Genomic DNA, 25,509 nt, shown 5'->3' on the forward strand with positions numbered 1-25,509 from the left:
TTTAAAACAATTAATAACTCTTAATTCTGGGTAAATCTTATCAATGAAATTTTGGTTTAACCTGCCCTTCATTTCTTTTGCTCGTCCAAAAGAAACGAAGCAAAGAAAAAGACACCTTTTTCAAGGAATTTTTTGGCAAAAAAGCCAAAAACCGTGAACAAAACCCCGCGGATAACCGATTGAAAAAATCGGCTATCCTGAATCTCGCGGTTTGGTCTACATATTCTGCGAAAAAGGATTTAAAAACTCCAAAATCATAATCCAATTTAGAATATTTCATTATCAACATTTAACGATATTCAAAATTTTATCCTGCAAAGTTTAAACCTTGCCGAGATTAAAAAAACTCGCAGGGTTAATAAACCGCGCTATTTTTTAGATAATCTTTTAATTCGGCGTTGGTTTTATAAAATGGGAAATCCTCTTTTATTTCAGGGATAATTTTATTCATTTCCTTAAAAATCTCCCGGGTTTTTTTTGATAGTTTTTCATCAAAATCCAGGTACCGCAAAGCCTGCACAATAGTAATAATTTCTACCGAAAGTACTTCAAAAGTATTATCTATAACCGTTTTTGTAATATTCGCTGCATTAGTGCCCATACTCACGATATCCTGGTTATCATTATTGTTTGGAATACTGTGAATATACATTGGGTTAGCTAAAGTTTGATTCTCGGCAGTTGTAGAAACCGCGGTAAATTGCACGCCCTGCAATCCAAAATTCAATCCAAGTTTCCCAAGATTTACGAATGGCGGTAAAATATCGTTAAGTTTATTATTCAGTAAATAATTAAGTTGACGCTCGGCCAGCATTGATAGTTTTGTAACCACCAATTTTAATTTATCCATTTCCAGGGCCACATAATCTCCGTGGAAATTTCCGCCGTGATACACGTGCTCGTTTTCCACATCTATAATAGGATTATCGTTGGCAGAATTTACTTCTTCAATAAGGATTTTGGTGGTTTGTTCTATGGTGTCGTAAACCGGACCTAAAATTTGTGGCACGCAGCGCAAACTATAATATTCCTGTACTTTTTCTTTAAAATACGTGTTTTTATCGGCCGTATCATTATATAAATGCTCATTACGGTCTCGTGTAAGTTTACTGTCTTTTAAATGATTTCGCATTTTTTCAGCGATCTTTTGCTGGCCTATATGTTTTTTAGCGGTGTTTAACTCTTCAGATAAATGATCGTCGTAAGCCTGAACGATTTCATTAATAGCCGAAGAACAAAAAACCGACCAGTTGAGCAGGCATTTGGCGTAAATTATATTTACAATCCCAATGCCCGTCATTGCCGAAGTACCATTCATTAAAGCCAGGCCTTCCCTGATTTCAATTTTTATAGGTTGAATATTTTCTTCAGCAAAAACCTCTTTAGTTTCACGACGTTCATTTTTATAAAAAACTTCTCCTTCTCCAATTAAAACCAGCGCTAAATGCGCTAATTGCACCAAATCTCCCGAAGCTCCTACTCCACCGTGTTCAAAAATTAATGGGGTAATATTTTTATTGATAAGCTGCTGCATAACTTCAACAACAGATTTGTGTATGCCAGATTTCCCAAGGGAAAGCGTATTTAAACGTGCAAGCATCAGCGCTTTTACATACAGCGGTTCCATAGGTTTACCGGCACCTGAAGCGTGACTTCTAATTAAGTTATACTGAAGTTGTATACGGTCCTTATCTTTTATCTTATACTGCGCCATTGGGCCAAAACCCGTGTTTACGCCATAAATTACCTTATTTTGAGAAAAATTTTTTAGAAACTCAAAACTGGCTTCAATTTTGGATAGGTTTTGTGAAGACGACTGAATTTCAGCATTTTCAAACAAAACCTTGTAAAAATCTTCCAGGCTAAGGGCATCATTAATTTGGAGCATAGGCCGCATTATTGTTAAGAATCTTAACAAATGTACTATATTTAGACCGTATTTAAAATTGCCGTTTTTCGATTTAGAATGAATATTCATTAGAGATCTAAATAGTTGAAACCTTTAAAATGAAAAAACTTGAAACCCAAATCTTAATTATTGGCGCGGGACCATCTGGAATGGTCGCTGCCGGTTATTTAAAAAAGCACGGGGTTAATTGTTTGGTGGTAGAAAAAAGTAGTTTTCCGCGTTTTAGTATAGGTGAGAGTTTACTTCCTAAGAGTATGGAAAATTTTGAGGAAGCTGGGTTACTGGACGCTATTATGGCTGCCGGATTTCAGAAAAAATATGGGGCAAGGTTTATAAAAAACGGTAAAGTTGGTGAATTTGATTTTAGTGAAAAATATGGCAATGGTTGGGATTGGACCTGGCAGGTACCACGAGCCGATTTTGACCTGGTTTTGGCAAATGAAATTCAGCGACAGGGCGTAGAAATATTCTTTGGTGCCGAAGTTTCAAAGGTAAATTTCTACGGGAAAAAATCGACTACTGAAATTCTTATTAATTTTGAAGAAAATATAGAGATAAACGCTGATTTTATAATTGACGCCAGCGGTAACGGTCGGGTTTTAGCTAACCAATTAGACTTGAATACTTCTCCAAAAATCACAGGTAATTCTTCAATCTTTACTCATATTAAAGAAACAAATAGACCAAAAGGAAAAGAAGGTGAATTGATCACTTTTGAAGTTTTGGATACAAAAACCTGGTTTTGGTATTTTCCTTTTTCAAATGGAAATTCCAGTCTCGGTTTTGTTAGCGAAGATGAGTGGTTTAAAGGTTTTAGTAGTGATAATTCAGTAGCCTTTAGGGAAATGCTCAAAGAGCTGAAATATTACCGGGGCAGATTTGACGAAGAATTATTTCTTTTTAACCCGATAAAAATTCCAAGTATTTCAAGAAATGTAAAGAAAATGTATGGCAACGGATTCGCTTTATGCGGAAACAGCGCCGAGTTTCTTGACCCCATTTTCTCATCTGGAGTTGCCTTTGCAACCGAATCTGGTTTGCAGGCTGCCACGCTTGCCAAACTTGAAGTTGAAGGTAAGGATGTAAATTGGGAAAAAGATTATGCTGAATATATGCAAAATGGAATTTCGGTATTTAGCAATTATGTAAAAGAATGGTATACTGGGAATTTGCAAAAATTGTTTTTCCATGAAATGCCAAAAACTGAAATAAAAGAACAGATTTGCGCAGTTCTCGCAGGCTATGTTTGGGATAAAAGCAATCCGTTTGTAAAGAATCACCAACGAATTATTAAAAATGTAGCGCGCTTAATAGACCAGGAAGAAATAAATGTTTAAAAATTTTTAAACTTAAAATTCTGATGTCAAAGCGTTTAAAAATTAGTACTTATTTTATTGCATTCTTTAGCCCAAAAAAGTTTGGAAGGTAAGTAAGTAAAAGTTACATTTGCAACCGCAAAAATGTTTGCACGTTCTTAAATATTTGGAGAGGTGGCAGAGTGGTAATGCAGCAGCCTGCTAAGCTGTCATCCTTCGGGATGCCCGGGTTCGAATCCCGGTCTCTCCGCAAGATTTTTTAGTCTGCGGATTATTATTCTCCTTTTTCTTCTGGAAAAGATAGGGATAATCTTCCTCCGTCTCCCGGACTGCTTTTTGAAAGAGTATTTTGGATCGGAAAGGCTAAAATTTTTAAGCTAGTAAGCTTAAGCTATGGGTATAGTCTCGACATTGTTGGGATATTCTCTGGCCAGTTATCGCGCCGAGCGCGATTAAAAAATTACTCGGGGTGTAGCGTAGCCCGGTTATCGCGCCTGCTTTGGGAGCAGGAGGCCGCAGGTTCGAATCCTGCCACCCCGACTTTTACAAGTTATATTTTAACATAAAAAAAGGGTAATTGTATGGTTTTCATATAGTTACCCTTTATTTTTTGCTCAAAATTTAACAAATAGTGTTAAATTTTATGTGAGTTTATCGTGAGTTCACGGTGAATTTGTGAGTGTACGTGAGTTATTTTTTTGTATTTTTAGCTTATCGATACTCTATAATTACGTATTGTTAGTTTGACTTTCGCCTTAATAATTGTTTCATTTAAACAACAAAGCTATGCGCACCAGTCAAACCTTTTCCATTTCTTTTATTATTGGCTATTTCGGAGTGATGGTGCCACCTGTTTCGGTCAAACAGTGCCACTTTGAAAGATACTGCAATTATATAAAAAATTAATGTTACTCGTTCTTTAAAGCTCCTTTTCTTAGTGATTCTCCTTTGAGGTCGATCCGATGCGAGGAGTTCACGATCCTGTCTAGGATAGCGTCTGCAATAGTTCCTTCCCCAATAATATCATACCAGGCGGATACAGGTATTTGTGAAGATATAATTGTGGAAGCTTTGTTGTACCGGTCATCGATGATATCCATCAGTGTTTCCCTGGCGTGGTTATCAAAACTCTGCAGGCCAAAGTCATCGAGGATCAGTACATCCGCTTTAATGAGTTTCCCAAGTTCCTTAAGATAAGTGCCATCCACTTTACTCAGTTTTAATTTCTTAAAAAGGCGGGCAGTATTGGTGTAAATGGTTTTGTATTCCATCATACACCCCTGATGACCTAAAGCCTGGGCCAGGTAACTTTTGCCAACCCCGGACGCCCCGGTAAGGATAATATTTTCCTTTCTGGTGATAAAATCCAGTGTCCCCAGGCGGGTAAACATGTTCTTGTCCAGGTTTCGTTGCTGGGTGTAATTTACATCGGCCAGGTTCGCCTCTTGTTTAAAGCCGGCCTGTTTTAAGAGCCGCTCTATCTTCCGGTTCTGCCGGTCTTCCCATTGGTGATCGATCAGCAGAGCGAGGTATTCATCAGCAGTGATATTCTCTATACGATTGTCCTTTATGTGCTGCTGGTGCAACTGGGCCATAGCCCCCAGGCGCATTTGTTTAAGTTTTTCAATAGTCTGATTGTTATTCATATTCATTGGATTTAAATGGTTTATTATTTATATGCAGAAGCACCCCGTAAGTTATCGTGTTCCGGGATGTGTGGTTTATCTTCTTCGAGATCCTGGTAAAACAGGGAGCTTTTGTCCAGGTTGTTTTTCAGGATATTTTTAATGCGCAGGTAAGTAACCGCGTCTGCCTGCAAAGCTCTTTTACAGGCATCATCCAATCGCTGGGAGCCATAGGATTTATGGAGCTGGATGACCCCCATAGCTCGTTTATATCCTATTTCAGGATAGTCTACCGCGGTGATTATTTTCTCAATACAGCCCAGCACGTGCTTGCCATGTATGGCCGCTTTCTTTTTAAAAAATTCAGGACTCCAATCGCTATAGTATTTATGGGTACTGCTTAAATGATCTTTGTTGGTATTATAACTGCCTTTTGATGGGTTGCGCTGGTGCAGGGCGATCCGCTGATGATAATAATATACTTCTACAACGGAACTGGTATAATGGATGGTGGTTTTCTTTCCTATGTAACGATAGGGTGCGCTGTAATAACTTTTATCCGGGGAGAAGTATACATAGCCTATTTTCTGAACCTTTGCCCTTCGGTAGCCTTTCAGTTCATAGACTGTCTCTGGCAGGGGCTTTAGGTATTCCCGTTCCACAGATTGGAAGAGTTCCCTGCGACTGGCTTCCTTGCGGGAGAACAACAGGTCATTGTACCGCTCCAACAAGCGTTTTATCTCCCGGTTCAGATCTTCCAAAGAGAAGAAGCTCATTTCCCGAAGGGGATAATAGATTCGCTGGTAGGCAAGGTTTACGGCATTCTCCACCAAGGCTTTATCTTGCGGGGCATAGCCCCGGGCAGGATTTATCACACAGTCGTAATGCCGTGCGAAGTCTTTAAAACTCCTGTTGATGTCAGCCTCATACCTGCTGGCCCGGGTTACCGCTGATTTTAGGTTGTCGGAGACAATGGCTTTGGGAACGCCTCCATAAAAGTGCAGGGCATTACAGCAACAGGTAATCAGGTCCTCTCGTTTCTGGCTCCTGCAGGCTTCCACGTAAGTGTACTGGCTGTTGGGAAGGATGGCTACAAATACTTCTACCGGGATTAGTTCACCGGTTTCCTTATCAATAATTTGGAGCTTTTTGCCGGCATAATCAATAAAGACTTCATTCCCAGGATCGTGTTCAAGTTTCATCGAACCTTTAACCTTGGCATATTTGCGCCGGTAGTGTTCCATAAACTGGGTATAACCATAAGGATCTTTAGCCTGCGCTACATATTCCTGATAATGGTATAAAAAAGTAAACCCTGGATGATTCCGGGCCTTGTTGACCCCCTCAAAATATAACATCAGTTCCTCATAACGAGGGTTGTCAATAGTAGTGTGTGAAGGAAAAAGCTTTTCTAAGCCAGCATTATCAAGGGCCAATAATTCCTTAAGGGAAGAGCCGCTGGCCTTGAACAGCCGCATATAAGTATTTACCGTATTGCGGGAGATCCCAAGGGTGGCACCTATTTTACGGTTGCTAAATCCATCGAGATGTAAGGAAATAATTTGTTTTAAGTCCATTGGATCAAGTGTATTGGCCATATCGCTTGTTTTTAAGCGACAAGGTATTATTTACTTGATCTTTCAAAGTGGCACAAAACGAACCGAAACAACTGGCACAAATCGAACCGATATAGGTTCACCTATAACCTAAAAGTGGCACAATTTGAACCGAAATGCCTGGCACTAACCGACCGAAATCACTGGCACAAATCGATCCGAGATATCCAATTATTCGAAAAAAGAAAAAAGCAACCTGAATTAGCCCTCCTCTATGCCCGAATGACCGTTAACGGCAAATCATTAGAAATTAGTTTAAAACGAACTATTCCGGTGGATAAGTGGAACCAATCTGCCAATAAACTTACTGGTAGCAGTGCTGAAAGCCGGCTAATCAATAAAAAAATAGATGAAACCAAGGCACAACTCTATAAAACGCATGACAGTCTTTTAAAAGACGGGATGCTGGTAACCACGCAGACGGTCAAAGGTAGATTTCTGGGAAGTGACCAGCAACATTATACCCTTATCTATTTGATCAAATATCACAAGGAGAAAATGGGTAAGGTTTTAAAGTATGGGACTATGAAAAACTATACTACTACAGAAAACTACCTCAAAGATTTTTTAAAAGCCCAGTATCATACCTCAGATATTTATTTAAAACAGGTTGACTATCAATTTACCCTGGGATTTGAAAGTTTTTTAAGGGGCTTGCCCAGCCTTCAAAATAACGGGGTAATGAAACATATGGAACGTTTTAAAAAACTGATGCGCCTGGCTGAGGATTTAGAATGGATTGAAAAGAACCCTACCAAAAGATTTAAACTCCGCTTTGACCAGGTGGATATGGTCTACCTATCCAAAGCCGAATTACAGAAGATCAAGGAAAAGGATTTCAAAAAATCTACTCACAATATCAACCGAGATATTTTTGTGTTCTGTTGTTATACAGGGTTGCCTATGGCGATGTCAAAATGCTAAAGAAAAAGCATATTCAGATAGGTGTTGATGGGAATAAGTGGATCTACACCAGAAGGATCAAAACCAATACGATGCTGAGAATCCCTTTGCTTGACGAAGCCGAACGAATTCTTGAAAAGTACCAGGACCATCCAAAAGTACATTCGAGTGATATTTTACTTCCGGTCTATTCCAACCAGAAAACCAATCAATATTTACGGGAGATCACCAAAGCGGTAAAGATCGATAAGGAACTTAGTTTCCACGCGGCCAGGCATACTTTCGCAACAACGGTAACCTTAGCTAATGGCGTTCCCATAGAAACAGTATCTAAACTTTTGGGGCATACCAAATTATCAACTACCCAGATTTATGCAAGGGCAATTGATTCAAAAATATCTGACGATATTAAACGGTTACAGGAGAGATTATAAACGCTATTTTAAACGTAATACTAATTAGGCTTAAGTTTATTCAATCTTAAGCCTAATTAGTTTGTTCTCTATTCTCGTTCTATAATAAATTATGATTTTCTAATTTCTTTTAAGAGCTTTTTAATATCCTGATTGTTTCCGTATAACACCATAATATCGCCATAATGTAATTCTGTTTTTGCGGTGGCAACCCCCTGAACATTGGACAACGTTTTTGCAGAACCAATTTCATTTTTACCTTCAGTATATTTAATTGTGGTGAGCACTATAATATTATACTTCTTCTTTAAACCAATTTCATCTAGGGTTTTTCCGTCAAATTCTTTTGGAATTTCACTTTCAACTATACTGTATTCGCCGGTGACCTCAAAGGAATCTACCACACCTTCCAGGTTTAGCTTTTTTGACCAGCGCTCTGCCGTTTCTTCTTCCGGATGAATTATTTCCTCTACACCCATAGCTTCTAAAACCATTTGCTGTAAAGGGGAAACCGCCCTGCTAATTAACCGCTTCACATGCAACTGTTTCATTAAAGCCGTAGCCATAATATTTGCGCCTTTATCTTCTCCAATTCCAATAATTACAATATCAGTATCTTCAAGAGGTAAATTGCTCACCGCGTTAAAATCTGTAGCATCAAGGCTTATAGCGTGGGTGATTTTTTCTTTAATAGCTTCAACTTTATCCAAATTGTTATCCACTCCAATAACTTCGTTGCCCATAGAGGTTAATTTCTCTGCCAGGGAAGCTCCAAAGTTGCCTAATCCTATGATAATATATTTCATTTTGAATGTTTTAGTTGATTAAAATTTCTTCTGAAGGATAGCGATAATTAAGATGTTTAATATTTCTTAGAATGGCTATTAGTAGAGTTAACATACTTACCCGGCCAACAAACATGGTAGCGATAATTATTAATTTTGAGCTGGAACTTAAACCGGCCGTAATTCCCATACTTAGCCCCACTGTACTATATGCCGAAAAAGCTTCAAAAGTAATGGCGATGATATTCTTATCCTGCTCAAGAAATGCCATTAGAAAAATTGCTAATCCAATAACGATAAGAGATAAACTAATTATGCCGAAGGCTCTTCTAATAGAGATATTAGAAACCTCTCTTTTATAAACTTCAATCCTGTCTTTTCCTTTTGCCAGGCTCAAAAAATTAAGTGTTGCAAGCGCGAACGTACTGGTTTTAATTCCACCACCGGTTGAAGCAGGAGAAGCACCTATCCACATTAAAAGAAATACGAGCATTAAGGTAGAGAAATGTAAAGCAGAGGTATCAATCGAATTGAAACCGGCAGTTCTTGGAGTTGCGGCGCCAAAAAATGCAGTAACAATTTTACCAAATTCGCTATGCTCACTTAGGGTGTTATTATATTCAAAAATATAAAATAAGCCTGTCCCGGTTAACAGTAAAATAAGGGTGGTGATTAATACTATTCGGGAATTTAGATTTAAAACCCAGGGCATGTAAATCGCTTTATGTGGATCTTTTATTTTTTGTAGTTTCCTTAGGGTATAATATCTCACATATTTATAAAGATTCAATAAAATAGGAAAGCCTATACCTCCCAGAATAAATAGGGCAGCAATAATTAGATGTAAAGGATAATTAAACCGAAAACCTGGCTCGTAGAGGCTATTTTCCAGAGTAGAAAATCCGGCATTGCAAAATCCCGAAATACTATGAAAAACAGAGAAAAATATACGATCTGAGAGAGAACTAATTATTGCGCTATCTATATTGAAATAAATAAAAAGGGCTCCTGCAGCTTCTATTGAAAAGGTTAAAAGCAATATTTTCTTCAGCACCATAAATACCTCTCCTATTTTTTCAGAATTACTTATATCCTTTAGCATAAGCTGGTTAGCGTAAGAAGTATTACCTCTAAAGAAATAACTAAAATAACTGGCAAAGGTCATGATCCCCAGCCCTCCCAATTGAATTAAAACCATAATAACACTTTGTCCAAATGTGGTAAAATAACTGCCCGTATCTACCACGATTAAACCTGTAACACACACTGCACTGGTAGCGGTAAAAAGTGCATCAATAAGGCCAATCCCAGAATGGGTGGCTTTAGGAAGAAGAAGGAAGAAAGTTCCTAAGAAAATAATGAGGAGAAAACTCGCGACAAATAATTGTGCGGGGTTTAAATAATCTTTTTTAAAGTTTACTTTAAAAGAAGATATTTCGCGTATAAAAAAGAGAAAAAGCCCAAGGTAGACCCATCCCATTTGATTAAAGAATTTTAAAAATCCAAGATTTACAATAATGAAATCTATTCTTAAAAGAAGCAGCGTTCCAAAGGAAATGCTAAGTAGCCAATCAAATAACCTGACCTTTTTTGGGGTTTCTTGTCGCGGTAAAAAACTTCGAACGAGTACAATTAAAAAACCGAGGCTTATGATACCATAATAGAGGTTTTTTAAAAAATTTCTTTCGCTCTCAATATGAGTAAAACCTAAATCGAAAATAAGAAGAAATATACCGCAGACACTTAGAATTGCAGCAATTTTACTTAATCTTCGCTCACGGTATATTCCAGATAAAATATTCTTGAAAAATGACAACATTTCTCCCTAATTATAAATTACCCTGGCGACTACAGTAATCGAGAACTGCCACAATAACTACTATTAAAATGGCTATTATAATTGCCGGCCATTTTAAATGGGAGTAAGACTGATTTTTTTCGTTAGGCGATCTTTTTGGAGGTTTAGCCACTGTACTTTGATTAAATTATAATGCAAAGTTAGGTGTAAGGCTATAAGCAGAATATAAAATTTAAACCGGGACTATAAAGATTTTATAAAGATTACACGAAACGGTAACCCACTCCACTTTCTGTAATTATATGAACCGGGCTATTCGGGTTTTCTTCCAACTTCTTTCTAAGCTGAGCGATAAAAACCCGTAGGTATTGAGTTTCATTTTGCGAGCCGAAACCCCAAATCTCTTTTAATAAGAATTGATGGGTTAAAACTCTACCCTGATTTTTTGCCAGCAAGGCTACTAAATTGTATTCGGTAGCAGTTAATTTTACGGGAATATTATTTCTGCTTACCGTTCTCGAACTTAAATCGATCTCTAATTCCCCGGTTGAGATAATGGGTTGTAAATCGGTGTTCTGGTTTATTCTTAATGAAGCTCTTATCCTGGCCAATAATTCTCCCGTTCTAAAAGGTTTGGTGAGATAATCTGTAGCACCATTATCCAAAGCTTTAATAATATCGGCTTCGCTATCCTGTACAGAAAGAATTATTATTGATTTATCATACCACTCTCTTAAATCTTTTAATATCAAATGCCCGCTTTTATCCGGTAAACCCAAATCCAGAATTACAAGATTTGGCGTATGGTTGGCCACCAAATGAACACCTTCTGTGCCTGTTTCAGCCAATACTACTTTGTAATCGTTGCTTTCCAGCGTGATTTTAAGCAGTTTTCTAATCTGTGGCTCATCATCAATAACAAGTATTTCTGCATTATTCATTTTGGTAATTTTTAGGGTCAGTCATTTTCGCCGGAATTGTTACCGTAAATTGGGCACCACCATTGCTTCTGTTCTGAACTTTGATCTTTCCATTATGAGCTTCGGCAAATCCCTGGGCAATAGAAAGACCAAGCCCGGTGCCGCCTGTTGATGAATTTGGTAATCGATAAAACTTTTCAAAAACCCGTTCTATATTATCGTCCGGAAAACCTTTTCCATTATCTAAAATTTCAAAAACGCAGTTCTCACTTGTGTGTGACACCCTAATTTCAATTTTTGAACCTTTTGGTGTATACTGAATAGCATTATGAACAATATTATGTAAAATTTGCTCTACTAATGTAGCATCAAACAAGAAAACAGGTAAATTATCTTGAGGCTGATAAATAATTTGATGTTGATTACAATCTATTTTATTATTATCAATAACATTGTAGACAATCTCGTTAACATCATACCAATTAAGCTGTAAATGGATGGAATCACTTTCTAAGCGACTCATATTTAAAAGATTTTTAACCTGCCTATTCAGCCTATTTCCTGCAATCTCTATTTCATTATAGAGTTCATTTTTATTCTCAGTTGAAAGTTTCTCTGTACTTTCTTTTAATGTATCTACCGAACCGATAATAGCTGCAATAGGCGTTTTTAATTCGTGAGAAAGTGAATTAAACAGCGTGTTATATAATTGTATAGTCTTTTCCCTTTCCTTTCTTTTCCTGGAAACAGCTTCAGCCTTTCTAATTTTAGTGGTAAAAACAGCATTCATAACGGCAATAACGAAATACATCAAAAATAAAAGAGCATCTTCCGGAGTACTGATTTTAAAAGTTAATTGCGGTTGAATAAATAAAAAGTTCCAGATTAAGGCACTTAACACAGCAGCAATTACCACCGGAAGTATCTTAAAAAACATAGCTAATATTGAAACTACTAGGAGTAAAACCAGTGCTACCACGTGGTAACCAATAACATCTATAAATAGATAGCAGATAAATGAAATAAAAAGTATAGAACCAATTCCAATAAGATATTGAAGGGCCCGGTTTTCATTTATATTTTTAAAAGATTCCAATTCGTGAAATTTCTTTATTCAAATATACAAGGAGAAAACTACTATAGTGCTTAAATATTTAGGTTTTTAGACACTAAAAATTCTATTTATTCTGTAAAATAAAATAGTAGAGAGACCGATTTGGCAATATATTTTGATTTCAAACAAGAATCCAAAGTTGAATATTAATTCATAATTTTAAATATGGTTATTAAGGAATAAGACGTACGAAAAATGAGTGTCGAGTAGGTAAAGGGGAATTTCACCCCTAAACCTCTCACCGTACGTGAACTTCTCAATTCATACGGCTCCTCTCAGCCAAGACTTTAAGGTTTGAGCCCTGAGTATTGCCAATGTTCGAACAGGTAAGGTTCGAGCCTGCATATTTTCTGTAGATGTCTTAGCGCGAGGACCCACTGCTTCCGCTTAAACCTACGGTACTTATTGCGTACCCATTTCGTTAAGCGAATGCAATGTTCTGAATAGTTTCTTGAGGCCTCCCAGTCGAAATTTACCGTAGTAGTTTATCCATCCTCTGATTTTAGGCTGCAACAGAGATGCAATTTTACTCAACGGGAACTGTACCATTCTATGAATGTTTATCCTGAAGAGCTCTTCATTTATTCTGTTGATGCTTTTCTGACTGATGGCAGGGGTAAAACCTAATTTCATTATGCCCCTTATTTTGACTACTCTGGGTTTAAAGGTGTGGCCCAGAAAATCGAACTTCTGGAACTTGACTTTAAACCTTGGTCTTTTCTTCTGATTTCTGCGACAGTAAACTATTCTTGTCTTCTCCTGATTCACTTCCAGTTTACACTCTTTGAATCGTCTTTCGATTTCTTCAAGAAGTCGATTAGCTTGAGGCAAGTGGTAACAATGAACCACAATGTCATCAGCGTAACGTTCAAACTGGATATCAGGATAACGCTTTTGGATCCACTTGTCGAATACAATATCCATAAAGATATTAGCTAATACAGGACTGATTACTCCGCCCTGTGGTGTGCCTTTACCATTTGGATTATGCAGCGTTCCATCAGATAATTGCACTGGTGCCTCCAGCCACCTTTTCACGTAAAGCAAAATATGCTTCTCCTGTGTATGGTGCTGAACAGCTTTCAGTAGCAGTTCATGATCAATGTTGTCATAAAATCCTTTTATGTCCAAATCAATGACCCAGCTATATCGTAAACAATTTATACGACATTGGCCTAAGGCATCATGTGCAGATTTTCTGGGATGATACCCAAAATATTTTCCTTCTATTCTTAAAAAAAGATTCGAAGGCACTTCATAAAAATATTTTATTTCCTTAGGTTTAATAAATTAAATAATTCAATTTCACCTATCTGTATCAGTCAGCAAATCCAATTCATTTAGATAGAAATAAAGGTAATATTACCTTATAAAATCATGAAGTATCTATTTACTACCCTATTTTCAGTTTTAGTCTTTGTTTCCTGTGACAATAAAAAGACAATGCCTGAACTTCTAGAGGAAACAGCCGAAAATCAATTTTTTGTACCCGAAAATATCTATGCGTCTTCAGTAAGAGCTGCATATTTTGATAGTATAGCACAAGTGGCACCAAAAAACCAAAAAGAAAGATATAATCTTAAAAGAGCACGTGCCCTGTTATACGCCGGTAAAACCGAAGAAGCTATTATTATTCTGGAAAATTTAAGAGATGCAAGTAGCGGCGGGCTGCTATTATACAAACTGGATGCTCATGAAGAAGAAAGTATAGGCCCTTTACTCGCTCTAGCTTATATGCGCCTGGGTGAACAGCAAAACTGCATACATCACCACGATGCTTCAGCATCCTGCATTATTCCTATTAATCCAAAAGGCTTTCACCAGGTTCCTAATGGCTCCAGGAATGCCATTAAACTTTATGAAGAATTCTTAAGGCAAAATTCACACGATTATAATAGTAGATGGTTATTGAATATTGCTTATATGACTTTAGGAGAATATCCTGAAGGTGTTTCCGAAAAATGGTTAATTCCTGAAAGTACTTTTGAATCAGATTATCCACTGCAGAAATTTGAAGATATTGCCCCCAAATTAGGTTTAAATGTCAATGAGTTATCAGGTGGCGGAATTGTAGATGATTTTAATAACGATTATCTTTTAGATGTATTGGTTTCCAGTTGGTCGCCTTCAGATAATCTTAGGTATTTTATAAATAATGGAGATGGAACATTTACAGAAAAAACAGAAACTGCCGGTTTAGAATTAGTTACAGGTGGTCTGAATATGGTACAGGCAGATTATAATAACGACGGTTTTCTTGATGTTTTTGTAATGCGGGGTGCCTGGATGGGAATTTTAGGTAAACATCCAAATTCTCTACTTAAAAATAATGGAGATGGCACTTTTACCGATGTTACTATTGAATCTGGTTTACTTTCCTTCCACCCTACCCAAACTGCCACCTGGGCAGATTTTAATAACGATGGTTGGGTAGATTTATTTATAGGAAATGAATCTGAAAAAAAAAATATTCATCCTTCTGAATTTTTCAAAAATAATGGAGACGGGACTTTTTCTAACATTACTTCCTGTGTAGGACTTTCGGTGAGTACAAAAGATCAACCATTTTATATAAAAGGTGTAACCAGTGGAGATTATAATAACGATGGCTGGATGGATATTTATATTTCTACGCTCCAGGCTTCAAGCAAAAATTTATTATATCTAAATAATGGAAGTGATGACAAAGGAAATATAAGTTTTAAAGAAGCAGGAGCTGAAGTAGGATTGGGTGAGCAAATTTCCAGTTTTCCCACCTGGTCATTTGATTATAATAATGACGGTTGGATGGATATTTTTGTAGCCGGATATCGAAAAAGCGATTTTTACACCATTGTCCCAGACATTACTAAAGAGTATTTAGGCGAACGAAATAATGCTGAAACGATGCGCCTTTATCAAAACAACAAAGGAACATTTACCGATGTTTCTGCAGCGGTTGGATTAGATAAAATAGGCTACGCAATGGGTGCCAATTACGGCGATTTGGATAATGATGGTTATCCAGATATTTATTTGAGTACAGGAGAAGTAAGTTACGAGTCAATTATTCCAAACAGGGTTTTTAGAAATAATTTAGGGGAAAATTTTCAGGATGTGACCACAGCAGGTGGCTTTGGCCATATACAAAAAGGCCACGCCGTCTCTTTTTCTGATATTGATAATGATGGAGACCAGGATATTCACGTAGTTATGGGCGGTGCTTATGAAGGTGATAAATTTTTTAATTCTCTATATCTGAATCCATATGATGTTGAAAATAATTGGATAAGCTTAAAACTAGAAGGAATTGAAGCAAACAGGGCCGCCATAGGAAGTAAAATTGAAGTTTTGGTTACGGAAGACGGAAAAACACGTTCTATATTTCATACCATTAGTTCTGGTGGTAGTTTTGGAGCCTCTACTTTAAGGGCTCAAATAGGATTAGGAAAGGCTTCAGAAATAAAAAAAATCACAATTAAATGGGCCGGCAGCGGTACCTCACATGTTTTTGAAAACCTCAGTTTAAATACCTTCTATAAAATTATAGAAAATAAAGCTGAAGCTATAGAATTGAATTTAAAATCAATCGCGCTGTAAATACTACCTGTTTTATAAATCTCCCAATAGATTTATAAATTACTTATTATCAAACATTTTAAAAATCCATAACAATACTTTAATGCCTCTTTAAGAGATGTTATAAGCAATATTCTGTAATTTAAAGGTTATGAAAAATAATGGAATTACATATTTAATAATCACCTCGCTTCTATTAGTAGTAATAACTAGCATGGTTTATTTTAATATCAATTTTCCGGTGATTTTCTATTTAACCTGTATAGGCCAAATTCTACTTATTTACACCGTTTATAAAGTTCTTACCGATAGTTATAAAACTAAAAAGACCTTTGATGACTGGTATGAAGATTATCCTGATGAAGTAAATTAAACTGAAATTACTACTCTACGTAAAAAGTTTTAGTTATTGAAATGGGTTTTCCATCTTCTGTAAAACCTTCCAGGTTTATCTCAAATTCTCCATTTAAATCTGAAGTGAAAAGTCGTAGCGGTTCATCGTTAAACTTGACTTCAGGATTCCACAAGAGTTGATATCTATAATCGGGTATTCGTCTTAAGCTTTCATTTGGATAATTAGGTGAATAATATTCTTTAGATTTTCGAGGTATTTTAAGTTTTGTTGAAATCATACTTTCATCTTGAAATTCGTTAGGAAAATCGCCACTTTTTGTATTAACGATAATGGCGCCTTCAAATGCAGATGGCCCTAAAAACAACTTATTTCTTAATATTCCTATACTTTTAATTTGCTGTGGATCGTAAGAAATTAATTTCTCGTGATCATTTAGAATTACTCCGTCTATAAGAAGTAGTGCTGCACTGTCAAATTCTACAAGCGGGTTTTTATTTCTAACTAAAAAGATGTTTTCACCTTCATCATTTCGTCTTATTCTGCCGAATTTAATAACTTCAGTAAATGTTTGAGATAGGTCTGGAAACCTGTTATAATCATCTAGATTATAAGTAATCAATTCTTCATCAAAGAAATAATAATTATTATCTAAATTGACAAATCTATCGGATTTAGTGGCGTTATAAGCATTTTCAATTTGAATATTAATACTTTTTTCAAGAATATATTCCTTATTGGAAGTAGCTAGACCTGGAGTGGAAAAAGATAATTTACTATAATCTAATTTCGGTTGTTCTTGTAGGTTAATTTTATAGGTGACTTCATCGTTCAAAACTTGCATGATAAACTCGTCTTCATTTGGTACTTCATTTAAAATGAATGAAAATTTTCCCCCAGCATCAGTTGAAACAATTTGAAGTTGGTTTTTTTCTCCCGGTGATGAAATTGAAATATTTTTTTCTAAAGAAGTTGGGTTAGGATCTGCTTCTATTTTGCCCTGAAAAAAAGTGCCTCTTATTTCAGGATAAAATAAGGTATCATTAAAACTCCACTTAATATTTTCAAAGAGTTTATTGAAGTCAAGGCTTGTAACTCGGGGAGGTTTATTAATACTGTCAATTCTTCTTACTGAAATAGAGAAATTTCCTGATAATTGGTTAGGATTTTCTATCTCTAAAACAACTTCTTCTCTTTGTTGAAAGGTATTTTTATTTAGAATTAAACTTATTTCCTGATTATCAAAATTGGTTTTGTGCCTTGTAAATTGATTCTTTTCTTCTATTTCCAGGTCTTCATTACTTTCCTGGTACGGATTCAAAATATATATTTCTTGTTGAAAATAATTGGCTTGCGCATTTAACATCCAATTGGTATATGCTACTAATTTATAAGCTCCCGAATTTAAATTTGCAGGTATAAAAAAATCTGCAAACCCCTGCCCCTTCTTTAATTTGACCTTATGCTGAAAAACAACTTCTTTCTTATTATTGATCAATTGTACCCAACCAACTTTACTAAAATCGCTTAGTTTGTTCGTTTCGCTTTCCAGAGAATAAAATTTATAAAGTAATTTTTCCCCTGTGAGCAATAGAGTATTATTAGTGTGAATAAACACCTTTTCTTTGGGCATTTGGGTTTGTATTAAACCCTCCTCTACCTGAGCATAGGTGGAAGATAAAAAACCAAGGCAAAATAGAATTAGTATAAACTTATTTTTAATCATTTAATTAGTATTGATTTATTCTTCCCAAAAATCTGGAACTTCGTTACTTCCAAATACCGTACAGTCTACACAACTTGCCGGTACAATTTCAAATACTGGAGTTCCAAAAGGAACTGGCACCGTACTAAACCATCTAACATTTCTATTTTCAACCAGTTCTATTAAATGTGGTAAATCTGGACTTTCTATAGGACAGTAAGAGGCTAAATAAGGATTGCTATGCTCGGAGTCAAAGAAATCTTCATAGCTAAAAAATGTTCTTTTTGTCGAAACCGAAGAAACATCAAAAAAACCTATAATCTTTTCATCCGGATTATTAATGTTTTCTATATTTCCAGAAAAATAACCGGGTTGACTTTGGGAGAAAACATTATCGGAGCCTGAAAGCTCTTCTAAAGTTGCATAATAATTATACGCACCCCGACTAATTACGTATTGTTTAACCAGAACACTATACCTACGTGCCAATTTTGGATCGTCGGCGTTGATAAAGGTAAGTAAAAGGTTATTTACATTATCTTCTGATAAAGAGTTGGTATTGGCCAGGATAATATCTTGAGATTCTTCAGTACGGTAACAGGTATATTCTTCTTTGGTTTTAGGAACTTCCACCGGTATACCATCTCTAATTACAAGATCACTGGTTTTAAAAAAACGGGAATTAAATTTGAAAGTTTCAGAATATTCATATCTGTAATAATTTGCGTCACTTTGTGTGCTTTCCTGGTTTAAGGTAATTGCCACACCATCGTCACCTTCATACGTTATTCTATTAGCGTTTATAGATGCGATTTCCCTGTTATTTAATAATTGCATTGGCTCAGACTTATACTCTTCACCATTTGTCTGAATACTTAATTGGTATTCAACTCCAGGTTGTGCTGAAAAAATTTTTGTTGATGTATAAATTCCTGGTTCACTTTCTTCAAAAATGTACTCCCTGTCGCCTGCTACCGTTACACTAGCACCAGATAAAGGATTTGGCCCGGTGGTATCTATTTTGAATGCTTTAGATAATTTAATTTGATGCTGTTTTTCTTCATTGGTAATACTACCTTCAATCACAATAGCTTCTTCAAAAGTTTCAGGCTCAATGGGGATTTCTTCCACGCAAGAAAATACTGCTATAGATAATAAAAATAATAAAAGTAATTTCTTATTGATAGTAATACGCTTGATAACCTTCATTAATTAGAGTCTAAAATTATATAAAAATTTAAGAATTATTATTCCTCCCAAAATTCAGGAACCTGATTACTTCCAAGTACTGTACAATCCACACAGGCTGCTGGTACTATTTGGAAAATTGTACCACCGGGTACCGGGGGGGAACCAAACCATTTAGAATTACCATTCTCTATTTGTAATATTAAATTAGCTAAAGCGGGAGTTTCTACAGGGCAATATGTTACCAAAAAAGGGTCCGGGTGTACTGTATCAAAGAAATCTTCATAACTAAAAAATGTTCTTTTTGTCGAAACCGAAGAAACATCAAAAAAACCTATAATCTTTTCATCCGGATTATTAATGTTTTCTATATTTCCAGAAAAATAACCGGGTTGACTTTGGGAGAAAATATTATCGGAGCCTGAAAGCTCTTCTAAAGTTGCATAATAATTATACGCACCCCGACTAATTACGTATTGTTTAACCAGAACACTATACCTACGTGCCAATTTTGGATCGTCGGCGTTGATAAAGGTAAGTAAAAGGTTATTTACATTATCTTCTGATAAAGAGTTGGTATTGGCCAGGATAATATCTTGAGATTCTTCAGTACGGTAACAGGTATATTCTTCTTTGGTTTTAGGAACTTCCACCGGTATACCATCTCTAATTACAAGATCACTGGTTTTAAAAAAACGGGAATTAAATTTGAAAGTTTCAGAATATTCATATCTGTAATAATTTGCGTCACTTTGTGTGCTTTCCTGGTTTAAGGTAATTGCCACACCATCGTCACCTTTATACGTTATTCTATTAGCGTTTATAGATGCGATTTCCCTGTTATTTAATAATTGCATTGGCTCAGACTTATACTCTTCACCATTTGTCTGAATACTTAATTGGTATTCAACTCCAGGTTGTGCTGAAAAAATTTTTGTTGATGTATAAATTCCTGGTTCACTTTCTTCAAAAATGTACTCCCTGTCGCCTGTTACCGTTACACTAGCACCAGATAAAGGATTTGGCCCGGTGGTATCTATTTTAAAAGCTTTAGATATTTTAATTTGATGCTGTTTTTCTTCATTGGTAATACTACCTTCAATCACAATAGCTTCTTCAAAAGTTTCAGGCTCAATGGGGATTTCTTCCACACAAGATAATACTGCAATAGATAATAAAAATAATAAAAGTAATTTCTTATTGATAGTAATAAGCTTCATTAATTAGAATCTAAAATTATATGTAATTGTAGGAATTGGAATTGAAAAAATAGAGCTTTGGTAAGCTTTTACCTCACCACTATCGGTTACAAAAAATACTGAATAGGGATTGTTTCTACCCAATACATTGTAAACAGAAATATTCCAGAAACTATGTGCTAATTTTTCAATTTTGTGATTTCCTTCTACGTTAAAACTCAGGTCCAGACGATAATAATCTGGGATTCTAAATTGGTTCCTGTCACTATACATAACATATTCAGAATTATTAAAATTGAATTTTCCAATAGGATAAGTAACCGGTCGACCTGTTTGGTATACAAAGTTTGCTGAAAAGCTAAAACGTTGAGTAAGTTTATAATTCAACACTGCGCTAAAATCGTGTGGTTTATCGAAATTTGTAGGGAAAAATTCACCATTATTTACTGTTTCTTCCTGAAAGTCACCTGCTAGTTTTATAAAAGACCGGGAATAAGTATAGCCCAAATAGCCGTTTAATTTCCCGGTCCTTTTCTTTAAAAGTAATTCGGCTCCATAAGCTTTTCCTTCCCCCTGAAGAACTTCAGTTTCAATATTTTCATTTAAAAATAAATCGGCTCCAACTTTATAGTCTAAAAGATTATTAGAAGTTTTATAATAACCCTCCAGGCTTACCTCATAAATATTATCGGCGAAATTCTTATAAAAACCTAAAGCATATTGACTTGCTCTTTGGGGTTTGATATAAGAATCTGATAATTTATAAGTATCGGTGGGGGCTGCTGTAGTGTTATTAGACAATGTATGAATGTACTGATAGGTATTGTTATAACTTATCTTCGTTGAGAAAGTAGGTGCTAAAAAATACCTTGCTGAAAATCTTGCTTCAGGGCCTGCATAAGTCTCTATGGCTTCACCACTACCGTAAGTCTCGTTACCAATATTTGTTTCTTCATTTCTTGGTAAATTATCTTCATAGGTATTTACAGTTCTGGGACCAAAAGCAGTATAAAACGAATACCTTAATCCGGCGTTAAGCAAAAGTTTTTCATTTATTTCAAAACTATCTTCAAAATAAACAGCAGTTTCCAAACCTCGCTCTTTTGGAATATTTAGTTCTTCTATTAATGATTCGGCGTTACCGGGGTTAATTTCTCCGGGCGATACCATATATAGTTTACTGTTTATCCCATAATTAAAAGTATGTTTAATATTATGGAAATATTTCATTTTTAATTTTAATTCCGACTCGTTTATGGAGTACCCAGACTCAAAATTATCGCTAAAATCACTGGCATAATCTATATTGAAGTTATAATTACTATTGGCAAGAATCAATTCGCCCTGGTGTTTTTCACTAAAAACCTTTTTATATGAAAGCGACACCAGGCTATTATTATAATTAAATAAAGAATCTGATGTAATGCTGAAAACATCATCGCTATAATAACCGGTAATGTTTAATTCATCATTATTATCAAAATTATGATTGTATTTAGCTACGGCATCATAAAATGAAGCCTGACTGTTTTGAAGGGATTCTTCATCAGTAAGATTTAAAATCCAGTCTGAATATGTACCTCTACCACCAATTATTAAACTTGATTTACCTTCTATAATTGGAATTTCGAGAGTTAAATTACCCGTTACTGGCCCAATTGAAGCTTCACCGGTAAATTCTTCATTATTGCCTTTTTTGGTAGTTAGATCAAAAACGGAAGATAATCTTCCACCAAATTCGGCAGGAATACTTCCTTTGTAAATACTTACACTTCCGGTAGTGAAAGGATTTAAGCCGGAAAATATGCCAAAGAAATGAGATGGGTTGTAAATAACACCACCATCAAGCAAGATTAAATTTTGATCGGTTTTTCCTCCTCTAACATTAAAGCCACTTGCACCTTCCCCAGCAGTGCTAATTCCAGGTAACGTAGTTGCTACTTTTAAAATATCCCGTTCACCTAATACAAGGGGAATGGTTTTTATCTCTGCAACATTAATTTTTTCTACACCGGTTAAAGCGGTTCTAATATTATCCCTGGCATTCGCTTCTACTAAAACCTCGCTGAGTTCTTCAAAACTTTGTGTTAGTTCTAGATCCAGGTAGCCATTATTATAAACAATAAGACGTTTTTTTACTTTTCCTACTCCTAAAGCCTGAGTTTCAAGAAGATTTACTCCTTTAGGTACGTTTAGCTCATAGTACCCATTTATATCTGTAACAGTACCAATATTTTTTTCAGGTATTAAAATATTAAGTCCTGAAATTGGTTCACCTTTCTTAGACATAGCCCTCCCTGAAAGTTGGTAAGTGTTTTTTCCTTCAGTGCGATCCTCTTTTCCAATAATAACAGTTTCTATAACATCACTTTTAACAGTATTATTGTTATAGAAAACGGGGTCTGAAATCTCTGTAGAACTTTTATTAGCAAGTACATCTTGCTCTGGTTTTGTTTCCAGGAAACCATCGGGAAGCTTATCGTAAATAACACTACCCTGGGTTAAAATTATACGATCCCCTTTCATATAGAAGTTAACATTGGTTTCTTCTAATATTTGCCTGAGTATGGTAATCGGAGAGCCTTTATACACCCCGGTATGTTTAGATAGGTCAAACCATCTTTCATCAAAATATATTGGGTAACCTGAGCTACTTTCTAATGCTTCTAATATTTCGGGTTTCGTTTTATTTTCAACCTTAAGAGATATTTCCTTATTATCCGTTTGGGCTTGAGTAAAATGAATAGAAATAAAAATAAACAGGAGTAAAATTTTTCTCATTCTTAAATTTCGTTTTGGAAATTTGAAAGCAATGAATTCATCTCTGTGGCAAGTGTTTTCATAAAATCTTCAGGGTTATTTCTAAATTCCTTTCTGTTTGCTCTATAAAAATTTCTTATTTCAGATTTTAGCTTCGGAAAAACGTCAAAAAGGTTTCTTTTATTCCTCAATTCAAAAACATCATTTTGAAACTCGAAATAATAATCTGGCTTATCATTTTTAAATTCATGATAAACCATCTGTTTATCACGACGTTCCTGCATATCTTTTTTATGCCTTTTGTAGATTTTAAATGCTCCTTCCCTATCAATTACTTCAAAAAATCCGTTGAGATCTATATCATTTGAAGTTTCTAAATAAATAAATTGATGACCGTTAATATAGAATTCCTGCACTCTATTGTTAATTAGCTTAAAAATTGATTTGTTTTGATTGTACTGAAGATTTACCAGGATTAAATCATCATAAACATTATACTTAATAGGTACATTGGGAAATTTTTGATCGTTATAAATAATTGAAGCATCCACAAATTCATTGACTTCAAAAAATTTATGGAATTCATTAATTACACGGTGAAGTTCCACATACTCAATACCCCGGAATAAAACAGAATTTTCAATTCCAACTTGCTTATCATACAAGGAGTATATCTTTTCTTCGGAGTAATTCTGAGAAAATGTCGCTGAAGAAATTAAGATAAAAAAAAGAAGAAAGTAATTTTTAAACATTAAGAAAAGATTGATGAATAATACCTGATAATTCCGGAAAACTACAAAATATAATAGATTTTCATTAATATTTTTTTATTAATATTAAAAATAAATTATTGAATGTTAAATCCCTAAAACCAGCACAATATCAAAAACCTGAGAATTATCATAAATTAGATCTGTTAGAAAGTTTTAGCTTTGTAAAGATTAAATCCATTTTATGCAACTCAACCAATATATAGATCATACTTTATTGAAGCCAACGGCCACACCGGCAGATATAAAAAAGTTATGTAAAGAGGCAGTAGAGCACCAGTTTTATGCAATTTGCGTTTCTCCTTCTTATATCCAATTAGCCAAATCGGCTTTAGAAGGCTCTGCTGTAAAAATAGCGGCAGTAATAGGTTTTCCTTTAGGAGCAATGACCACCAAAGCCAAAGTTTTTGAAGCTAAAGATGCTATTGAACTTGGTGCCGATGAAATTGATATGGTAATAAATATTGGAATGCTTAAGGCCGAAAAAATTGAATATATAGAAAACGAAATCACCGAAATTAAAAAAGCCATAGGTTCTAAAGTACTTAAGGTGATTATTGAAACCTGCTTTTTAACCGATGCCGAAAAGAAAGTTGTCTGTCACGCTGCTTTAAAGGCAAATGCCGATTTTGTAAAAACTTCTACTGGTTTTGGAAGCGGTGGGGCTACTTTTGAAGATGTGAAATTGATGCAAGAAATCGCAGGGGATAAAATGCAAATAAAAGCTTCTGGCGGAATTAAAGATAGAGAAACCGCTATTAAATATATTGAATTAGGTGTTTCCAGGTTGGGAACTTCTTCGGGAATTAAGCTTTTAACGTCAGATAAAAAATAGAATGAGCGTACATATACAGGCAAAGAAAGGAGAAATAGCAGAAAACGTTTTATTACCGGGAGATCCTTTAAGAGCAAAATGGATTGCAGAAAACTTCCTGGAAAATGCAGTTTGTTATAACGAAGTACGAGGAATGCTGGGTTATACCGGCACTTATCAGGGTAAAAAAGTTTCGGTACAGGCTACCGGAATGGGGATTCCTTCCGCACTGATTTATTGCACTGAATTAATTACTGAATATGGCGCTAAAAAGCTTATTCGTGTAGGTTCTGCCGGTTCTTATCAGGAAGATTTAAAGGTAAATGAAGTGGTTTTAGCTATGGCTGCTTCTTCAAATTCAGGTTTTAATAAGGCGAAATTTCAGCACGCCGACTATGCTCCTACCGTAGATTTTGAATTATTTATGAAAGCCGTAAATTTTGCTGAAAACCATAATATAAAATTCAGAGCCGGGAATGTACTTTCTTCTGATGTTTTTTACGAAGAAAGCGACCAGAATTATAAAAAATGGGCAGATTATGGCGTTTTGTGTGTAGAAATGGAAACCGCCGGACTCTACAGCGTTGCTGCCAAACATAAAGTAAAGGCCCTTTCGGTATTGACGATTTCTGACTCGCTGGTTACGGGGGAACATTTACCCGCAAAAGACCGGGAACAGAGTTTTAGCCGAATGGTAGAAATCGCTTTGGGCAGTATTTAAGTGTGTTTAGGGAAATTTCATTAAATTCGGAAAGTAATTTCGA

Annotated in this window: 20 protein-coding genes and 2 tRNA genes; 9 read left to right on the forward strand and 13 right to left on the reverse strand. The window is 35.5% G+C overall.

What is annotated here, in order from left to right:
* Positions 1–355: 355 nt before the first annotated feature.
* Complete coding sequence (locus AO058_RS12695) at positions 356–1,888, reverse strand: HAL/PAL/TAL family ammonia-lyase (protein ID WP_075327969.1); 1,533 nt, start codon at positions 1,886–1,888, stop codon at positions 356–358.
* 119 nt (positions 1,889–2,007) lie between these two features.
* Between AO058_RS12695 and AO058_RS12700 the strand changes: the two genes are divergently transcribed.
* The 3 genes from AO058_RS12700 to AO058_RS12710 all read left to right on the forward strand — a co-directional run bounded on the left by AO058_RS12700 (position 2,008) and on the right by AO058_RS12710 (position 3,765).
* Positions 2,008–3,246: an NAD(P)/FAD-dependent oxidoreductase gene (locus AO058_RS12700; RefSeq protein WP_075326919.1), complete on the forward strand. Its 1,239-nt coding sequence runs from the start codon at positions 2,008–2,010 to the stop codon at positions 3,244–3,246.
* Positions 3,247–3,393: 147 nt separating this feature from the next.
* Positions 3,394–3,475 (forward strand) — tRNA-Ser (locus AO058_RS12705).
* A gap of 215 nt (positions 3,476–3,690) precedes the next feature.
* A tRNA-Pro gene (locus AO058_RS12710) sits at positions 3,691–3,765 on the forward strand.
* Between the two features lie 368 nt (positions 3,766–4,133).
* On the opposite strand, the gene istB is transcribed toward AO058_RS12710, so the two are convergent.
* Positions 4,134–4,871: an IS21-like element helper ATPase IstB gene (gene istB / locus AO058_RS12715; protein WP_075327970.1), complete on the reverse strand. Its 738-nt coding sequence runs from the start codon at positions 4,869–4,871 to the stop codon at positions 4,134–4,136.
* A gap of 23 nt (positions 4,872–4,894) precedes the next feature.
* Positions 4,895–6,448 (reverse strand): IS21 family transposase, encoded by a 1,554-nt coding sequence (gene istA, locus AO058_RS12720; RefSeq protein WP_075326920.1) that lies wholly within the window; start codon positions 6,446–6,448, stop codon positions 4,895–4,897.
* A gap of 114 nt (positions 6,449–6,562) precedes the next feature.
* Here istA and AO058_RS18720 point away from each other — a divergent pair, with 114 nt between their 5' ends.
* Positions 6,563–7,390, forward strand: a complete 828-nt coding sequence (locus AO058_RS18720; RefSeq protein ID WP_232228833.1) for a phage integrase SAM-like domain and Arm DNA-binding domain-containing protein — start codon at positions 6,563–6,565, stop codon at positions 7,388–7,390.
* 71 nt (positions 7,391–7,461) lie between these two features.
* The gene (locus tag AO058_RS18725; protein WP_232228834.1) at positions 7,462–7,803 is read left to right on the forward strand and encodes a site-specific integrase; all 342 of its coding nucleotides are present in this window, start codon (positions 7,462–7,464) and stop codon (positions 7,801–7,803) included.
* A gap of 89 nt (positions 7,804–7,892) precedes the next feature.
* On the opposite strand, the gene AO058_RS12730 is transcribed toward AO058_RS18725, so the two are convergent.
* The 5 genes from AO058_RS12730 to AO058_RS12750 form a co-directional block, all read right to left on the reverse strand.
* Positions 7,893–8,588, reverse strand: coding sequence for a potassium channel family protein (locus AO058_RS12730; RefSeq protein WP_075326921.1), 696 nt, complete (start codon positions 8,586–8,588; stop codon positions 7,893–7,895).
* Positions 8,589–8,598: 10 nt separating this feature from the next.
* Entirely contained in the window at positions 8,599–10,386 is a 1,788-nt protein-coding gene (locus AO058_RS12735; RefSeq protein WP_075326922.1) for a TrkH family potassium uptake protein, read from the reverse strand.
* A gap of 242 nt (positions 10,387–10,628) precedes the next feature.
* Positions 10,629–11,306 (reverse strand): response regulator, encoded by a 678-nt coding sequence (locus AO058_RS12740; protein ID WP_075326923.1) that lies wholly within the window; start codon positions 11,304–11,306, stop codon positions 10,629–10,631.
* Complete coding sequence (locus AO058_RS12745; protein ID WP_232228836.1) at positions 11,299–12,381, reverse strand: sensor histidine kinase; 1,083 nt, start codon at positions 12,379–12,381, stop codon at positions 11,299–11,301. The genes AO058_RS12740 and AO058_RS12745 overlap by 8 nt, the downstream gene beginning before the upstream one ends.
* A 420-nt stretch (positions 12,382–12,801) precedes the next feature.
* The gene (locus AO058_RS12750) at positions 12,802–13,653 is read right to left on the reverse strand and encodes a reverse transcriptase domain-containing protein (protein ID WP_075326924.1); all 852 of its coding nucleotides are present in this window, start codon (positions 13,651–13,653) and stop codon (positions 12,802–12,804) included.
* A gap of 123 nt (positions 13,654–13,776) precedes the next feature.
* Here AO058_RS12750 and AO058_RS12755 point away from each other — a divergent pair, with 123 nt between their 5' ends.
* Both AO058_RS12755 and AO058_RS12760 read left to right on the forward strand, forming a co-directional pair.
* Positions 13,777–15,978: a CRTAC1 family protein gene (locus AO058_RS12755; RefSeq protein ID WP_083634180.1), complete on the forward strand. Its 2,202-nt coding sequence runs from the start codon at positions 13,777–13,779 to the stop codon at positions 15,976–15,978.
* 130 nt (positions 15,979–16,108) lie between these two features.
* Positions 16,109–16,330 carry a hypothetical protein gene (locus AO058_RS12760; RefSeq protein ID WP_075326926.1) on the forward strand — a complete coding sequence of 74 codons (222 nt, stop codon included), beginning with the start codon at positions 16,109–16,111 and terminating at the stop codon, positions 16,328–16,330.
* Between the two features lie 10 nt (positions 16,331–16,340).
* Here the strand turns inward: AO058_RS12760 and AO058_RS12765 are convergent, their stop codons facing one another.
* The 5 genes from AO058_RS12765 to AO058_RS12785 all read right to left on the reverse strand — a co-directional run bounded on the left by AO058_RS12765 (position 16,341) and on the right by AO058_RS12785 (position 23,913).
* Positions 16,341–17,942: a hypothetical protein gene (locus tag AO058_RS12765; RefSeq protein ID WP_143083663.1), complete on the reverse strand. Its 1,602-nt coding sequence runs from the start codon at positions 17,940–17,942 to the stop codon at positions 16,341–16,343.
* Between the two features lie 108 nt (positions 17,943–18,050).
* Complete coding sequence (locus tag AO058_RS12770) at positions 18,051–19,223, reverse strand: DUF4249 domain-containing protein (protein ID WP_075326928.1); 1,173 nt, start codon at positions 19,221–19,223, stop codon at positions 18,051–18,053.
* A 38-nt stretch (positions 19,224–19,261) separates the two neighbouring features.
* The gene (locus AO058_RS12775) at positions 19,262–20,422 is read right to left on the reverse strand and encodes a DUF4249 domain-containing protein (protein WP_075326929.1); all 1,161 of its coding nucleotides are present in this window, start codon (positions 20,420–20,422) and stop codon (positions 19,262–19,264) included.
* Positions 20,423–20,425: 3 nt separating this feature from the next.
* Positions 20,426–23,182: a TonB-dependent receptor gene (locus AO058_RS12780; RefSeq protein WP_075326930.1), complete on the reverse strand. Its 2,757-nt coding sequence runs from the start codon at positions 23,180–23,182 to the stop codon at positions 20,426–20,428.
* A gap of 2 nt (positions 23,183–23,184) precedes the next feature.
* Positions 23,185–23,913 carry a hypothetical protein gene (locus AO058_RS12785; protein WP_075326931.1) on the reverse strand — a complete coding sequence of 243 codons (729 nt, stop codon included), beginning with the start codon at positions 23,911–23,913 and terminating at the stop codon, positions 23,185–23,187.
* A gap of 202 nt (positions 23,914–24,115) precedes the next feature.
* Here AO058_RS12785 and deoC point away from each other — a divergent pair, with 202 nt between their 5' ends.
* Both deoC and deoD read left to right on the forward strand, forming a co-directional pair.
* Positions 24,116–24,766, forward strand: a complete 651-nt coding sequence (deoC, locus tag AO058_RS12790; RefSeq protein ID WP_075326932.1) for a deoxyribose-phosphate aldolase — start codon at positions 24,116–24,118, stop codon at positions 24,764–24,766.
* A gap of 1 nt (position 24,767) precedes the next feature.
* Entirely contained in the window at positions 24,768–25,466 is a 699-nt protein-coding gene (deoD, locus tag AO058_RS12795) for a purine-nucleoside phosphorylase (RefSeq protein ID WP_075326933.1), read from the forward strand.
* Positions 25,467–25,509: the final 43 nt, after the last annotated feature.

Origin of the sequence: Salegentibacter sp. T436 (assembly GCF_001932675.1) — a bacterium.
In the GTDB taxonomy this organism is placed as follows: domain Bacteria; phylum Bacteroidota; class Bacteroidia; order Flavobacteriales; family Flavobacteriaceae; genus Salegentibacter; species Salegentibacter agarivorans.

Excerpts from the sequence above, each read along its gene's own strand:
- deoC (WP_075326932.1), top strand. The coding sequence starts at position 24,116 with ATGCAACTCAACCAATATATAGATCATACTTTATTGAAGCCAACGGCC.
- AO058_RS12760 (WP_075326926.1), top strand. The coding sequence starts at position 16,109 with ATGAAAAATAATGGAATTACATATTTAATAATCACCTCGCTTCTATTA.
- AO058_RS12695 (WP_075327969.1), bottom strand. The coding sequence starts at position 1,888 with ATGCTCCAAATTAATGATGCCCTTAGCCTGGAAGATTTTTACAAGGTT.
- AO058_RS12775 (WP_075326929.1), bottom strand. The coding sequence starts at position 20,422 with ATGAAGCTTATTACTATCAATAAGAAATTACTTTTATTATTTTTATTA.
- AO058_RS12785 (WP_075326931.1), bottom strand. The coding sequence starts at position 23,913 with ATGTTTAAAAATTACTTTCTTCTTTTTTTTATCTTAATTTCTTCAGCG.
- AO058_RS12700 (WP_075326919.1), top strand. The coding sequence starts at position 2,008 with ATGAAAAAACTTGAAACCCAAATCTTAATTATTGGCGCGGGACCATCT.
- istA (WP_075326920.1), bottom strand. The coding sequence starts at position 6,448 with ATGGCCAATACACTTGATCCAATGGACTTAAAACAAATTATTTCCTTA.
- AO058_RS12765 (WP_143083663.1), bottom strand. The coding sequence starts at position 17,942 with ATGCCCAAAGAAAAGGTGTTTATTCACACTAATAATACTCTATTGCTC.
- AO058_RS12770 (WP_075326928.1), bottom strand. The coding sequence starts at position 19,223 with ATGAAGGTTATCAAGCGTATTACTATCAATAAGAAATTACTTTTATTA.
- AO058_RS18725 (WP_232228834.1), top strand. The coding sequence starts at position 7,462 with ATGCTGAGAATCCCTTTGCTTGACGAAGCCGAACGAATTCTTGAAAAG.
- deoD (WP_075326933.1), top strand. The coding sequence starts at position 24,768 with ATGAGCGTACATATACAGGCAAAGAAAGGAGAAATAGCAGAAAACGTT.
- AO058_RS12780 (WP_075326930.1), bottom strand. The coding sequence starts at position 23,182 with ATGAGAAAAATTTTACTCCTGTTTATTTTTATTTCTATTCATTTTACT.
- istB (WP_075327970.1), bottom strand. The coding sequence starts at position 4,871 with ATGAATAACAATCAGACTATTGAAAAACTTAAACAAATGCGCCTGGGG.
- AO058_RS12740 (WP_075326923.1), bottom strand. The coding sequence starts at position 11,306 with ATGAATAATGCAGAAATACTTGTTATTGATGATGAGCCACAGATTAGA.
- AO058_RS12755 (WP_083634180.1), top strand. The coding sequence starts at position 13,777 with ATGAAGTATCTATTTACTACCCTATTTTCAGTTTTAGTCTTTGTTTCC.
- AO058_RS12735 (WP_075326922.1), bottom strand. The coding sequence starts at position 10,386 with ATGTTGTCATTTTTCAAGAATATTTTATCTGGAATATACCGTGAGCGA.
- AO058_RS12730 (WP_075326921.1), bottom strand. The coding sequence starts at position 8,588 with ATGAAATATATTATCATAGGATTAGGCAACTTTGGAGCTTCCCTGGCA.